Genomic DNA, 12,867 nt, shown 5'->3' with positions numbered 1-12,867 from the left:
GAGGCGGCTGGGCGGGAACAGCCCGTCAGGGGGCCGGCCATGGAGGGCCGGCCGTTTGAAATCGAGCCATGGATGGCGAGTTTCAAACCCCCGCCCGGCTGCCGGTTCGCGCCCGTAGGGCAGTAAGTACATCTGCCCCGGAGGGGCACACCTTTTCGAACGACGAGGACTGTCTGAGCAGCGAGGGTGGGCACCAAGGGCTCTTTCCGGAGACGTCCGAGCGCTAGACGCGATGGCGAAGCCGAGCAACGCGAAGCCGAAGGCGAGCCTGATCGCAGGCACAAAAAAGGCCGCGATTGCTCGCGGCCTTTTTCGTGCTGCCTAAGCCTGGAGGCTTAGTTGGCGGCGGTGCCGGCCGGGGCCGGAGCCGTGCCTGCCGGAGCCGGGGCGGTGCCCGCGGCGGCCGGGGCAGCGGCGGTGGACGAACCGGCCGGGGCCGAATCTTCCAGGCCCGGCTGCTTCATGCCGGCTTCCTGCTCCGGGGTCTGGTCCGGGAGGTTGTCGCCCTGCAGCGGCAGGTAGATCTCGAACTTCTGCTCGTCGTAACCCTCGATGGTGCCCTTGTTGTTCACGGGCGCCTTCGTCTGGATGTCGTACGCGCGGTAAACCACGTCGTCGTACTTGTAACCATGGGTCTGCGAGTAAGCAGCGAGCATCTGGCGGGTCTGCGGAAGGCCGGCACCGGTGCCGCTCCACTCGGCCTTGAGGGCCTTGCCACCGAAGGCCAGAACAGCCTTCACGTTGCCATCGACGATGACGCGACCGAACTTGTCCTTGCTGCCCGGGGCGGCGGCATCGGCCGGCGCGGCGGGAGCGCCAGCCGACGAAGCTTCAGCCGGGGCGGCGGCGTCGAGTGACGGACGCTGGGCGGCGGTCAGTTCGATGTCCTGGCCATTGATCTTCAGCGTGGTGGCGTCGATTTCGGCGGCCACGTCGAAGGTGTAGTTCTGGTCACCCCAGTTGGTCGTGAACGTGATGCGCGGGCTCACGATGTTCACGCCCAGCTTCTTGGCGGCGGCCTGGATCTCGGCCATGGCCTTGTCCGACGCCGTGTCGACATCGTCGAGCGTGCGCGGGGCCGTGGTGGAGACGAACAGGATGGGCTTGGCCGGCTGCTCGACGATCGACGGAACCATCTTGCTGTAGTCGATGTTGGGGATCGACGCCATCAGGTTCTGCAGGTTCGACAGGCTGAACTGGATCAGGGAATCCGGATCGCCGTGGATGTAGAGGTTGCTGAAGCGGTCGACCAGGTTGAAGCCGTAATCGACGTCGTAAGCCCAGACCACGTTCACCAGCTTCTGGCTACGGCCAGTGCGGGCGAGGGTGATCGTGAACTTCTTGTCGTGGCCGCGCCAGTTGTTCTCGACGTTCCAGACGATCGTGCCCTTGCCTGCATCGCTGATGCCGGCGAAGTTCGGGTCGATCGAGGCGATCTCGAGGGAGCCGTCACCCGTCTTCGGGTCCGGCGAGGTCCAGGAGATCTTGGCACCCGGGCCGTAGGCCTTGCCAGACAGCTGGAACTGGAGCTTGGGGTCCAGCGTGCGCTGGACGCTGTAATCCGGGTAACGACGGAAGTTGCTAAAGACGTCGTAAACCTGGCGCAGATCCTTGCTGATCACCAACGGGCGCTCGACGTGTCCGGTCGAGGGCATGGCCACGCCAACAACGACGCCAAGGACGGCGACGATGACGATAGCGACAAGAAATTCTAACAGACGCGTCATTCCACGGTTCTCCGAACGTCTTTGAACAGGCAACCCCCGGCTGTGGCGTCCGCGCGGTCACCCCTGAAGAATCGGCCCGTGGCATGGGCATGCCAGTGCCGAAAGAACCGATGGTAGCCGGTCATGGCGCCGAGCGCCATTGGGTCCCCTGCCCTTTTTCCCAAGCAGGCACAAGGCGAAAAATTCCGGGTCCCCACGGCCCGGTCAGCCCGGCGTCAGACGATGCCGAGCTCCAGGGCCTTCAGGACCGCGCGGGTGCGGTCGCGGACGCCGAGCTTGGAGAGGATGTTGGAGACGTGGTTCTTCACCGTGCCCTCGGCCACGCGGAGGGAATTGGCGATTTCCTTGTTGCTGTACCCGCCGGAGAGCAGGCGCAGGATCTCGGTCTCGCGCTCGGTGAGCGGATCGGGCTGTTCCAGGCTGGAGAACTGGTTCTGGATCCGCCCCACCCCGGCCAGCAGGCGCTGGGTGACCATCGGCGCCACCAGGGAGCCACCGGCGGCCACCGTACGGACCGCCTCGACCAGCTGGTCGAGCGACACATCCTTCAGCAGGTAGCCACGGGCACCGGCCTTCAGGCCCGACAGCACGAGCTGGTCGTCGTCGAACGTGGTCAGGATGATCGTCGGCGGCAGCTCGTTGCGTCCGCCAAGGGCCTGGAGCACCTCCAGGCCGCTCATGTTGGGCATGCGCAGGTCCAGCAGGACCACGTCCGGGCGTACCTGGGGAATGGTCTGTACGGCCTGGGCGCCGTCGGCGCACTCGGCGACGACGCGGATATCCCCGGCAAGGTCGAGCAGTGAACGTATGCCCTGGCGAACCAGGTTCTGATCGTCAACGAGGCAGACGGAGATCATGAAGGATCCTCGGATGGAACGGGGATGGTGGCATGCGGAGGCAGTAATGGGCTATCGGCCAGTGGCGGACGCGCGGGCGCGTGGGCCAGGACCTGGGCCTCGCCCAGCGGGAGCCGCGCAGTGAGGGCGAAACCGCCTTCCGGCATGTCGCGGAACGCCACGGTGCCGCCGAACTCGGCCAGGCGCTCGCGCATGCCGTTCAGGCCATTGCCGGGGCGGAAGCTGCCAGTGACGCCGGCGGTGCCACGGCCGTCGTCGCGGGCGTCGAGGCACAGCTCATCGGGACCGGTGTGGCGGAAGGTGAGCCACAGATGACGGGCATTCGCGTGGCGAACCGTGTTCGTCAGGATCTCCTGGACACAGCGCAGCAGCATCTGTGCGCGACGAGGATCCTCTACGCCGAAGCGCGGCGGTATGGCGAGATGCACGGTCAGGCCCGGCACGCCTTCGGTCAGGCTGCGCAAGGCCTGGGTCAGGTCGATGGCATCGTCCTGGCGCAATTCGCTCACCACCTCGCGCACGTCGGCCAGCAGCTGCTTCGCCGTGCTCTGCGCCTTCAACACGTGTTCGCGAGCGGTGTCATTGGTGAGGTGGCTGGCCACTTCAAGATTCAGGCTGAGCGCGGTGAGGTGGTGGCCCACGAGGTCGTGCAGGTCCCGGGCGATCCGCATGCGCTCGGCGATGCGCGTGGATTCGGCCAGCAGGGCACGCGTGGCGCGCAGTTCCGAGTTCAGGCGGCGCAGCTCTTCGCGCTCGTCCGCCTGCTGGCTCGCCACCATGGAGGTGATGAACATCAGGGCGGAGAAACCAAAATACAGGCAGGCCTGCATGACCGAGAGCAGCAGGTTGTAGGCCGGCAGCTGCATCATCACCGGGATAAGCGCGAGGTGCGCCACCACCATCCAGACCATGCCCACCGGCAGGCTCACCAGCCAGGGCACCACCGCGGCGACGATCACCAGCAGCAGCGCGGAGAGGCCGCTCTTGCTCAGCACGCCGATCGCCAGCGCCGTGCCGGTCAGGATCACCAGCACGGTGACCCGGGTCGGCCCATCCACGCGCGAGCCGAGGCTGCGCGTCAGCAGCCAGTAAACCAGCCCGAACAATACGTAGCACCCGGTCCAGGCCAACAGGGCCACATCGGGGATCTGGCCCGGCTCCGAGCCGGCGCGCTGCAGCGAAAGCGGCAGGCCCACGCACAGGTAGACGAAGTACGTGGCGTACCGGAGCAGGCGGACGTGGTTGAACTGGACCTTGGACATGCACGCATCATAGGCCTTCGCGGCCCGCGCACCACCTGACTGAAGTCATGCGGGCCGGAGGTGGCAAGCACCGGCTTTACAACGGTTTTACATCCGCCAGCGCGCTCCCCGCCCGGGGCAGGCCGTGCCATAATGCCGCGCATCGGGCGGCCCGGGGGCCGCCTTCTTTTGAAACACCTGGATCGGAGTAACGAATGGCCCTTGCCATCCGCGACGTGCGCGAGCACGACCTGGATGCCGTGCTGGCGCTTAATAACGCAGCGGGCACCGGCATCCTCGCCACCGATCGCACCCGGCTTCGCCACCTGTACGACATCGCGCATTACTTCCGCGTCGCCGAACAGGATGGACGCATCGTCGGCTTCCTTATCGCCATGCGCCAGGATGCCGAATACCAGAGCCCGAATTTCCGCTGGTTCCAGGCCCATTACGAATCCTTCGTGTATATCGATCGCATCGTGATCGAGCGCGATTTCCGTGGGCATGGCCTGGGCCGCATTTTTTATTGTGATGTGCAAAGTTATGCCGAGGTACGCGTGCCGCTCCTGACCTGCGAAGTTTTCCTTGAACCCCGTAATGACCAGACCGTGCTGTTCCACGGCACCATGGGTTTCCAGGAAGTGGGCCAGCAGCAGATGGGTAGCGATGGTCCCAAGGTGAGCCCGCTCGCGCGCGAACTGCCCAGCTTCCCGTTCGTGCGTGAGCGCTACCTCGAGCAGGATGGCCTGCCCGACGTGGCGTGGCTGGCCGAACGCCAACGCCCCGCGGACCACCGCGGAGTGGCCGCATGAGCGCCCGCGCCGAATCCCTCGAGGCCGCCTGCGACCTGCGTTTTGGCCAGGTCGGCATCGCCTGCGTGCGCGTGCGCCGCGTCGATGCCGCCGCGCTGGTGGAAGAACTCGAGCGCCGCGTGCGCTCCGCACCGCAGATGTTCAATCGCGCCGCCGTGGTGCTCGACCTGTCGCACCTCCCCCGCCTGCCGGACGACGGCATGGTCGACGCCCTGCTCGAGGCGATCCGCAGCGCCGGCATGATGCCGGTGGGCATCGCGTACGGCACCAGCGAGACCGAGGCCCTGGCCGAGCGGATGAACCTGCCGCTGATCGCCAAGTTCCGCGCGCAGTACGAACCGGGCCAGGGCGATACCGCCACGGCGCAGGCCCCGGCACCCGCTGCACCCGCGATGGCGCGCGCCGAGCCCGCGGCCAGCGTGGAGACCGGCACCACCATCACCGCGCAGCAGCACACCGGTAGCGCCGTGCGCTCCGGCCAGCAGGTGTATGCCCGCGAACGCGACCTCGTGGTCGCCGCCGCGGTAGCCAACGGCGCCGAAGTCATCGCCGATGGTTCGATCCACGTGTACGGCACCTTGCGCGGCCGCGCCATGGCCGGCGCACAGGGCGATGAGACCGCCCGCATTTTCTGCTCCGACTTCCGCGCCGAGCTGGTCGCGATCGCGGGGCACTATCGCGTGTTCGAGGACATGCCCAAGGAATTCGAAGGCCAGGCCGTGCAATGCTGGCTCGATAATGGAAAACTCATGATCGCGCGCCTCTGACGCCGGTCCCAACCGTTTTTTGCGGAGACATCTCTTGACTGAAATCATCGTCGTCACCTCCGGCAAGGGCGGAGTCGGCAAGACCACCACCAGTGCCTCCCTCGCGACCGGCCTCGCCATCGAGGGCAAGAAGGTCGCCGTCATCGACTTCGACGTCGGCCTGCGCAACCTCGACCTGATCATGGGCTGCGAGCGCCGCGTGGTGTACGACTTCGTCAACGTCGTGCACGGCGAGGCCACGCTCAAGCAGGCCCTGATCAAGGACAAGCGCCACGAGAACCTCTACGTGCTCGCCGCGTCGCAGACGCGCGACAAGGACGCGCTGACCCAGGAAGGCGTGGAGAAGGTGCTCGAGGAGCTGGCGAAGGAGAACTTCGACTTCGTGGTCTGCGACTCGCCCGCCGGCATCGAGAAGGGCGCGCACCTGGCGATGTACTTCGCCGACCACGCCGTCGTCGTCGTCAACCCGGAGGTTTCCTCCGTGCGCGATTCCGATCGCATCCTCGGCCTGCTCTCGAGCAAGACCCGCCGCGCCGAGAAGGGCGAAGCCCCGATCAAGCAGCACCTGCTGCTCACGCGCTACAACCCGAACCGCGTCGAAGCCGGCGAAATGCTCAGCGTGAAGGACGTCGAGGAAATCCTCGGGATCTCCGTCGTGGGCGTGATCCCGGAGTCTGAAAACGTGCTCGCCGCGTCCAACGCGGGCGTGCCGGTCATCCTCGACGACAACTCGAACGCCGGCCAGGCCTACAAGGATACGGTCGCCCGCATCCTGGGCAACGAGCGCCCGCTGCGATTCATCGAGCCGGTGAAGAAGGGCTTCCTCAAGCGCGTGTTCGGAGGTTAAGCATGGGCATCCTCGATTTCCTGAAGCGGAAACCCGAACCGAGCGCAGGCGTGGCCCGGGAGCGGCTGCGCATCATCGTCGCCCAGGAGCGTTCGACCCGTGGCGGCCCCGACTACCTGCCGCTGCTCCGCAATGAGCTGCTGGAAGTCATCCGCAAGTACGTGAACGTCGACGTCGAGGCCGTGAACATCAACCTCGAGCGCGATAGCGGCCACGAGGTGCTGGAACTTTCCGTAGCCCTGCCCGACGGCAAGCCCGCGTCGGCATGAGCACGCCCGATCCCGCCGACGCGGTGCTCCGCGTCGGCGACATCGGCTTCGACGAACCCCGCACCCTCCTCGCCCGTTTCGGCCTCGCCCTGGTGGCGGTGGCCGATGGCGAAGCCATTCCCGGAAGCTTCTGGGGCGACACCGAAGCGGGCATCATCGGTACGACGGTCTATGCACGGGCGGACACGCCGGTGCATTCGCTGCTGCACGAGGCCTGCCACCTGATCGTGCTTCCCGAAGAGAAGCGTGCCCTGGTGCACACGGATGCGACGGATTCGATCGAGGAAGAAGACGCGACCTGCTACCTGCAGATCGTACTGGCCGGCCACCTGCCTTCGGTCGGTTCGCTGCGCCTGATGGAAGACATGGACCGCTGGGGCTCCACCTACCGCCTGGGCTCGACACAGGCCTGGTTCGAACACGACGCCCCCGAAGCCCGCGCCTTCCTCGAAGCCCGCCACCTACCCACCGCCTGAAGGTCCGCTACCGCCCCCTGTGGGAGCGCGCTTGCGCGCGAATGGAGCTTGCCGGCACCCGGATCGCGCGCAAGCGCGCTCCCACAACGGCGTGGCGTCAGCCGGGCTCGTTGCGCTCGATCTGCGAGACCACCTCGGTCGCGGCTGCGGCGGTGGTGTTGGCCACGCGGCGGCGCTCCATCGCGCGGTACCACAGCCATCCGGCCAGGCCGACGCCGCACAGCGCCGTCGCGCCCAGCGCCAGCCACAGCATGTTCGACGAGAGCATCGGCGACAGCACGCCCGCCACCACCGCCGTCATCAGCAGGCTGCCGAAAGCCTGCACCGACGACACGCCGCCGCGCTGGTTCGGGAAGCGATCCAGCAGCAGGATCGTCAGCGTCGGGAACGCCAGCTGCACGCCGCAACCGTAGAGCGCCAGCGGCACCGTCGACCACGGCACGCGCGGCGCATCCAGCACCAGCGCGAAGAACAGGCTCAGCGCGCAGCTCGACAGCATGGCCACGTAACCCCAGCCCACGGTCTTCGCCGCACTCACCCGCCCCGCCACGCGGCCGGAAATAAACGCGCCCGTGACCATGCCGGTCACTGTGGGCACGAACAGCCACGGGAACCCATCGGCGCCGAGGTGCAGCACATCGCGGATCAGGTGCGGCGCCGAGGCGATATAGAGGAACAGCCCCGAGAAATTCACCGAGCTCGCGATGGCCAGCGGCCAGAACGGCAGGTCGCGCGCGATCGCCAGGTAGCCGCGCAACAACGGCCGCGGGCGGAAGACCGTGCGCTTCTCCACCGGGTGGGATTCCACGAGGAAACGCATGATCCCCGCCACCAGCAACACGGTGAACGCGGTAAGCGCCCAGAAGATGCCACGCCAGCCATCGATGCCCAGCAGCCACGCGCCGACGATCGGCGCGATCGCCGGGGCGATGCCGAAGATCATCATCACCTTGGACATCATCCGCTGGGCATCCTCGCCCTGCAGGGTGTCGCGGACGATGGCCCGGCCGACCACGATGCCGGCGCCGCCGCAGAGCCCCTGGACCACGCGGCAGGCCAGCAGGAAGGTAAAGCTAGGCGCAAGCGCGGCACCCGCCGACGCCAGCGCGTAGATGCCCATAGCAACCACGATCACCGGCTTGCGCCCGTACGCATCCGAGATCGCGCCATGGAACAGGCTCATCACCGCATAGGCCAGCAGGTACACGCTGAGCAACTGCTGCAGGGCGACCTCGCCCACGCCGAATGCGCGGCCGATATCCGGGAAGCCGGGGAAAATGGCATCGATGGAGAACGGCCCGATCATGCTCAGGGCCGCGAGGATCAGCGGAAGGTGGCGCCGCGGATCGCGGGTCGCGGAGGCCATGGGACCTTTTTATCTGCACCGGGGAAGACAACCAGTATAGCTGGAAGTCGTGCTTGCCCTTGGCCCGCCCCCGGTGCCCATAATCAGGCCGCGGAGGTAGCGCCACGTCGCGCGGGGCGACGAGCAGGGTCACCCGGAACCACCCATGAGCCACGATACAGCTTCGCTGAAGGCACGCGCACAGGGCCTGCTCGAACAGGCCGGTATCACGATCAACGGACAACGGGCCACGGACCTCACGGTCCACGATGAGCGAACCTACGCCAGGGTGTTCGCGCATGGCTCGCTGGGCCTGGGCGAGGCGTACATGGATGGCTGGTGGGATTGCCCGGACCTGGCCGGCTTCATGGCCCGCGTGCTCACCTCGCACCTCGACGATTCCCTGCGCACCCTGGATACCCTGCTAGCCCACCTCAAGGCGCGCCTGTTCAACATGCAGCGCGGCGACCACGCCTGGGAGGTCGGGCGCCAGCACTACGACCTGGGTAACGACCTGTTCGAAGCCATGCTCGGCAAGCGGCTGGTGTACTCGTGCGCTTACTGGGCGAACGCGTGGAACCTGGACGACGCGCAGGAAGCCAAGCTCGACCTGATCTGCCGCAAGCTGCAACTGACCCCAGGGCAACGGATCCTCGATATCGGCTGCGGCTGGGGCGAGGCGCTGAAGTTCGCCGCCGAACGCTACGGCGTGAGCGGCGTCGGCATCACCATCTCGAAGGAACAGGCCGAGTACGCGCGCGAGCTGTGCCGCGGCCTCCCCATCGAGATCCGCCTGCAGGACTACCACGAGGTCGACGAGCGGTTCGACGCCATCCTTTCCGTGGGCATGTTCGAACACGTGGGCGGCAAGAACTACCGGCCGTGGTTCGAAATGGCCCGCCGCTGCGTGCGCCCCGACGGGCTCGTGCTCCTGCACTGCATCGGCAGCAACGGCGCGGCCGGACGGCCGGACCCGTGGATCGAGAAATACATCTTCCCGAACTCGGTGATCCCCGCGATGAGCCAGGTGGCCAACGCGCTCGAGAACCTGTTCATCGTCGAGGACTGGCACAACTTCGGCACCGACTACGACCGCACGCTGATGGCCTGGCAGGCGAACTTCGACGCCGCGTGGCCCGAGCTGTCGGCGCACTATGACGAACGGTTCCGGCGGATGTGGCGGTTCTACCTCGGCTGCTCGGCAGGGGTCTTCCGCAGCCGGCGCGACCAGCTCTGGCAGCTGACCCTTTCGCCCCAGGGCGTGCCGGGCGGCATCCGCGTGCCGCGCTAGACAAAACCACGACCTCCTGGCCCGTAGGGTCGGGGGATGATTGCCTCACGCGATGCCATCGTCGAAACCGACGTGCCCGCCCGCCTTGATCGCCTCACCTGGGGGCGCTTCCACACACTCGTGGTCGTTGCGCTGGGCATCACCTGGGTGCTCGATGGCCTTGAGGTAACCATCACGGGCTCGATCGCGGGCGCGCTCAAGTCGAGCCCGGTGTTGCACCTGAGCGATATGCAGGTCGGCCTCGCCGGCAGCTTTTACCTGGTCGGTGCCGTGGCGGGCGCCCTGTTCTTCGGCTGGCTCACCGACAAGCTCGGCCGCAAGAAACTCTTCACGCTGACCCTCGGCCTGTACCTCGCAGCGACGGCAGCCACGGCGCTTTCGCCCAACTTCGCGGTGTTCGCACTGTTCCGCCTGCTGACGGGAGCCGGCATCGGTGGCGAGTACGCCGCGATCAACTCGGCGATCCAGGAACTGATCCCCGCGCGTTACCGCGGCCACACCGACCTGGTGATCAACGGGAGTTTCTGGATCGGGGCGGCGCTCGGTGCGCTGGGTGCCGTCGCCCTGCTCGACACCGGCTGGTTCACGCCAGAAATCGGCTGGCGGCTCAGCTTCGGCCTGGGCGCGGTGCTGGGCCTCGGCATCCTCCTGCTACGCCGCTGGATCCCCGAAAGCCCGCGCTGGCTTATGCTGCATGGGAGGATCCAGGAAGCGGAAGCCGTCGTCGGGGAGATCGAAGCGCGCCTCGGCGTGGCGCCGCCCGCCGAACCCCTGCCCCGTCTGCGCCTGCGTCCACGCGCGCTCACCCTGGGCGATGTCGGGCAGACGCTGTTCCGCGACTACCCGAAACGTACCGTGCTCGGCGTGATCCTGATGGCCACCCAGGCGTTCTTCTACAACGCAATCTTCTTCACCTATGCGCTCGTGCTCGGCCGCTTCTACGGCGTGGCCGATGCCGATGTCGGCCTCTACCTGCTGCCGTTCGCCGCAGGCAATTTCCTCGGGCCCCTGTTGCTGGGCAGGCTATTCGACACGGTGGGCCGGCGCCCGATGATCGCGCTGACCTATGCCATGTCGGGCCTGCTGCTGTTCGTCACCGCGTGGCTGTTCGTGCATGGCGTGCTCGATGCGCGCACGCAAACCCTGGCCTGGAGCGTCGTGTTCTTCTTCGCATCGGCCGCCGCCAGTTCCGCCTACCTCACGGTGAGCGAAAGTTTCCCGCTCGAGCTGCGGGCGCTGGCGATCGCCTTGTTTTATGCGTTCGGCACCGCGCTGGGCGGCGTCGCGGGCCCGTGGCTGCTCGGCACGCTGATCGGCACCGGCGGGCGCGGGCCGATTGGCTGGGGCTATGCGCTTGGGGCGGCGCTGATGCTCGCCGGTGCGGTCGCCGCGTGGCGGCTCGGCATCGCGGCCGAACGGCGCCCCCTGGAGGACGTGGCAACACCGCTCGGCCACGCGGAGTGAACGCGCCCGCTTGAATGGGTCAAGGATGCCGTGACGACGTTCCTGCGGACAATCGAGGCAACGCGCTAGCTCACGCGCGCTTCGCGTGCCCTGTATCGGTCGGTACGGCCGGTGGGCGGACATAGCGGCGCATCATGGCAACGACGGCGTGCCACGCGGGTATGGGGTCGTCAAAGCGGAACACATGCAGGTCGGCACGCAGCCACTGCGCGATGATGCGTAGCGCGCCGTGCCGAAGACGGCGCAGGCAAGCGATATCGTGGTACAGGTCCACGCACAGATCGCCTGCCGGGTAGGCACGCGGCGCGCGCGGCACGGGCTGGCCCTGGGCATCGCGCCACGCCATGTCGCATACATTGACGCCATGTCGCGCGGCGAACTCCACGTAGGTCCATGCCCGCGTGTTGACCTCGATGATGCGGTACTCGCCGTCCCTTGCGTCCCGCTTGAACTCGGCGCTAAAAATACCCCGGTAGTCCAGTCCGTCGAGCAGCCGGCGCACATGCCGTTCGGCGTCGGGCACGGATGCAAGCGGAATGGCTCGCGAGCACGAGCTGTTGCCAAAATCCGGCGGCGACATGCGCAGGCGCCGCCGCGCGAAAAGGCCCGAATACGTGCCATCGGCGTCGCGAAAGCCGTCGATGAAGAAATGCTCCGATGCAGGGCCCGGAACATACTCCTGGGCCATCACCGAAAAACCCTGTGCATGGAACCGCGCCCACGCATCGCGCAAGGCATCGCGCGAATCCACCCAAACGCCCTTCACTCCCACCACGTCGCTGAAACGCTGGGAATTGACCGGCTTGATGAAGACCTTATCGAGCTGTTCGACCGGCACTTCGGCCACATCGGCGAGCGTCGTCAGGCGGAACGTCCGCGGGTGCGGAATGTGCGCAGCGGCGAGGTAGCCCGCGAACACGGACTTATCCTGCAGCAGCGCCTGGGCCGTGCGCGTCGAACTGCTGACGAGGAAACGCTCGCCGATGTCACTGGCGGACAGCCCGGCCAGCCACATCGCGGCATCGTCGGCGCCGGCGATGATCACCGCGTGCTCCAGCGGCATGGCCCGCAGCGCGTCGAGCGCCTGTGGTCCCGGACGTCCATCCCACGGCACACCCGGGGTCGGCCGGTACCAGCGCGAACGCGTGACGAGATCGTCGGCTGGGCAAGCTACGTACGCCGGGATCCCGGCCAGCACCAGGCTGCGCAGGATGCCGAGCGCCGTGGGCCCGCGCCCCATGACGATGGCGGGTATGCGGCCCGCCGCGACCTTGCCCATGTTGGAGTCCCCTGCCAGGAAGCCACGAGACGGTGGCCACGCAGGGCTATCTGAGCGTACGCGGCGTCGCGCGTATAGCCGAACTGACGGTCTATGCGCTTTGCCTGCGCGCGCCGAAAGGCACGCGAAAGCTCAGGCGCCGGCCTGCCCGCGCTGCTCGGCGAGCGCGGCGTCGATCGCGGCATCCATCGACAGCGCATTGGCCCGCGCCGCGGCGTTATCCAGCATGTCGAGGACGCTGGCGATGGCGGGGTCGGGCGTCGCTTCCGCCACGCTGGCCGCGGCGGGCGGCGTGGCGTCCTGGGCGGCCTCGGCCGGAGGTGCCTGCAGGGCTTCCGCACTCATCTCCATCGCGTATTTCACGATCTTCACCGGGCGGCCGTCCGCATCGAAGATCGGGTTGTACGTGGCCTGGATCCACACCACGCATTCGCCCTTGCCGAGTCGGCGATACAGGCCGGCATCGTGCAGGCCCGAACGCAGGCGCCGCCA

General features: G+C 67.2%; 12 protein-coding genes and 1 pseudogene. 7 read left to right on the top strand and 6 right to left on the bottom strand.

Annotated elements, in window-relative coordinates; genetic code table 11:
- Positions 1-335: 335 nt before the first annotated feature.
- The 3 genes from ACTHLF_RS02070 to ACTHLF_RS02060 form a co-directional block, all read right to left on the bottom strand.
- The gene (locus ACTHLF_RS02070; RefSeq protein ID WP_440324404.1) at positions 336-1,727 is read right to left on the bottom strand and encodes a polyketide cyclase; all 1,392 of its coding nucleotides are present in this window, start codon (positions 1,725-1,727) and stop codon (positions 336-338) included.
- Between the two features lie 215 nt (positions 1,728-1,942).
- Entirely contained in the window at positions 1,943-2,584 is a 642-nt protein-coding gene (locus ACTHLF_RS02065) for a response regulator (protein ID WP_045829465.1), read from the bottom strand.
- Positions 2,581-3,846 (bottom strand): sensor histidine kinase, encoded by a 1,266-nt coding sequence (locus ACTHLF_RS02060; protein ID WP_440324402.1) that lies wholly within the window; start codon positions 3,844-3,846, stop codon positions 2,581-2,583. Before ACTHLF_RS02060 ends, ACTHLF_RS02065 begins: the two co-directional genes overlap by 4 nt.
- Positions 3,847-4,040: 194 nt before the next feature.
- On the opposite strand from ACTHLF_RS02060, the gene ACTHLF_RS02055 reads away from it, so the two are divergent.
- The 5 genes from ACTHLF_RS02055 to ACTHLF_RS02035 are packed head-to-tail and all read left to right on the top strand — an operon-like array spanning position 4,041 to position 6,996.
- The gene (locus ACTHLF_RS02055) at positions 4,041-4,637 is read left to right on the top strand and encodes a GNAT family N-acetyltransferase (protein ID WP_440324400.1); all 597 of its coding nucleotides are present in this window, start codon (positions 4,041-4,043) and stop codon (positions 4,635-4,637) included.
- Positions 4,634-5,404, top strand: a complete 771-nt coding sequence (minC, locus tag ACTHLF_RS02050) for a septum site-determining protein MinC (protein WP_440324398.1) — start codon at positions 4,634-4,636, stop codon at positions 5,402-5,404. The genes ACTHLF_RS02055 and minC overlap by 4 nt, the downstream gene beginning before the upstream one ends.
- A gap of 34 nt (positions 5,405-5,438) precedes the next feature.
- On the top strand, positions 5,439-6,251 hold the full coding sequence (gene minD, locus ACTHLF_RS02045; protein WP_440324397.1) for a septum site-determining protein MinD: 813 nt from the start codon (positions 5,439-5,441) through the stop codon (positions 6,249-6,251).
- A 2-nt stretch (positions 6,252-6,253) separates the two neighbouring features.
- Complete coding sequence (gene minE, locus ACTHLF_RS02040) at positions 6,254-6,520, top strand: cell division topological specificity factor MinE (RefSeq protein ID WP_139980217.1); 267 nt, start codon at positions 6,254-6,256, stop codon at positions 6,518-6,520.
- Positions 6,517-6,996 (top strand): hypothetical protein, encoded by a 480-nt coding sequence (locus tag ACTHLF_RS02035; RefSeq protein WP_440324395.1) that lies wholly within the window; start codon positions 6,517-6,519, stop codon positions 6,994-6,996. Before minE ends, ACTHLF_RS02035 begins: the two co-directional genes overlap by 4 nt.
- A gap of 97 nt (positions 6,997-7,093) precedes the next feature.
- Here the strand turns inward: ACTHLF_RS02035 and ACTHLF_RS02030 are convergent, their stop codons facing one another.
- Entirely contained in the window at positions 7,094-8,362 is a 1,269-nt protein-coding gene (locus ACTHLF_RS02030; protein WP_440324393.1) for a multidrug effflux MFS transporter, read from the bottom strand.
- A 145-nt stretch (positions 8,363-8,507) separates the two neighbouring features.
- Here ACTHLF_RS02030 and cfa point away from each other — a divergent pair, with 145 nt between their 5' ends.
- Both cfa and ACTHLF_RS02020 read left to right on the top strand, forming a co-directional pair.
- Positions 8,508-9,632 carry a cyclopropane fatty acyl phospholipid synthase gene (cfa, locus tag ACTHLF_RS02025; RefSeq protein WP_440324391.1) on the top strand — a complete coding sequence of 375 codons (1,125 nt, stop codon included), beginning with the start codon at positions 8,508-8,510 and terminating at the stop codon, positions 9,630-9,632.
- A gap of 36 nt (positions 9,633-9,668) precedes the next feature.
- On the top strand, positions 9,669-11,096 hold the full coding sequence (locus ACTHLF_RS02020; protein ID WP_440324389.1) for an MFS transporter: 1,428 nt from the start codon (positions 9,669-9,671) through the stop codon (positions 11,094-11,096).
- Positions 11,097-11,166: 70 nt separating this feature from the next.
- Here ACTHLF_RS02020 and ACTHLF_RS02015 read toward each other — a convergent pair whose 3' ends face one another.
- Both ACTHLF_RS02015 and ACTHLF_RS02010 read right to left on the bottom strand, forming a co-directional pair.
- Positions 11,167-12,375, bottom strand: a complete 1,209-nt coding sequence (locus tag ACTHLF_RS02015) for a carboxylate--amine ligase (RefSeq protein ID WP_440324387.1) — start codon at positions 12,373-12,375, stop codon at positions 11,167-11,169.
- Positions 12,376-12,507: 132 nt separating this feature from the next.
- Positions 12,508-12,867: pseudogene (locus ACTHLF_RS02010) on the bottom strand (hypothetical protein); the annotation flags it as partial.

This window comes from Luteibacter sp. (assembly GCF_051958795.1).
Classification (GTDB): Bacteria; Pseudomonadota; Gammaproteobacteria; order Xanthomonadales; family Rhodanobacteraceae; genus Luteibacter.
Note: the sequence above shows the minus strand (reverse complement) of the source record. Positions and strands in the feature narration are given on the sequence as shown.

Excerpts from the sequence above, each read along its gene's own strand:
- ACTHLF_RS02070 (WP_440324404.1), bottom strand. The coding sequence starts at position 1,727 with ATGACGCGTCTGTTAGAATTTCTTGTCGCTATCGTCATCGTCGCCGTC.
- ACTHLF_RS02065 (WP_045829465.1), bottom strand. The coding sequence starts at position 2,584 with ATGATCTCCGTCTGCCTCGTTGACGATCAGAACCTGGTTCGCCAGGGC.
- ACTHLF_RS02060 (WP_440324402.1), bottom strand. The coding sequence starts at position 3,846 with ATGTCCAAGGTCCAGTTCAACCACGTCCGCCTGCTCCGGTACGCCACG.
- ACTHLF_RS02055 (WP_440324400.1), top strand. The coding sequence starts at position 4,041 with ATGGCCCTTGCCATCCGCGACGTGCGCGAGCACGACCTGGATGCCGTG.
- minC (WP_440324398.1), top strand. The coding sequence starts at position 4,634 with ATGAGCGCCCGCGCCGAATCCCTCGAGGCCGCCTGCGACCTGCGTTTT.
- minE (WP_139980217.1), top strand. The coding sequence starts at position 6,254 with ATGGGCATCCTCGATTTCCTGAAGCGGAAACCCGAACCGAGCGCAGGC.
- ACTHLF_RS02035 (WP_440324395.1), top strand. The coding sequence starts at position 6,517 with ATGAGCACGCCCGATCCCGCCGACGCGGTGCTCCGCGTCGGCGACATC.
- ACTHLF_RS02030 (WP_440324393.1), bottom strand. The coding sequence starts at position 8,362 with ATGGCCTCCGCGACCCGCGATCCGCGGCGCCACCTTCCGCTGATCCTC.
- cfa (WP_440324391.1), top strand. The coding sequence starts at position 8,508 with ATGAGCCACGATACAGCTTCGCTGAAGGCACGCGCACAGGGCCTGCTC.
- ACTHLF_RS02020 (WP_440324389.1), top strand. The coding sequence starts at position 9,669 with ATGATTGCCTCACGCGATGCCATCGTCGAAACCGACGTGCCCGCCCGC.
- ACTHLF_RS02015 (WP_440324387.1), bottom strand. The coding sequence starts at position 12,375 with ATGGGCAAGGTCGCGGCGGGCCGCATACCCGCCATCGTCATGGGGCGC.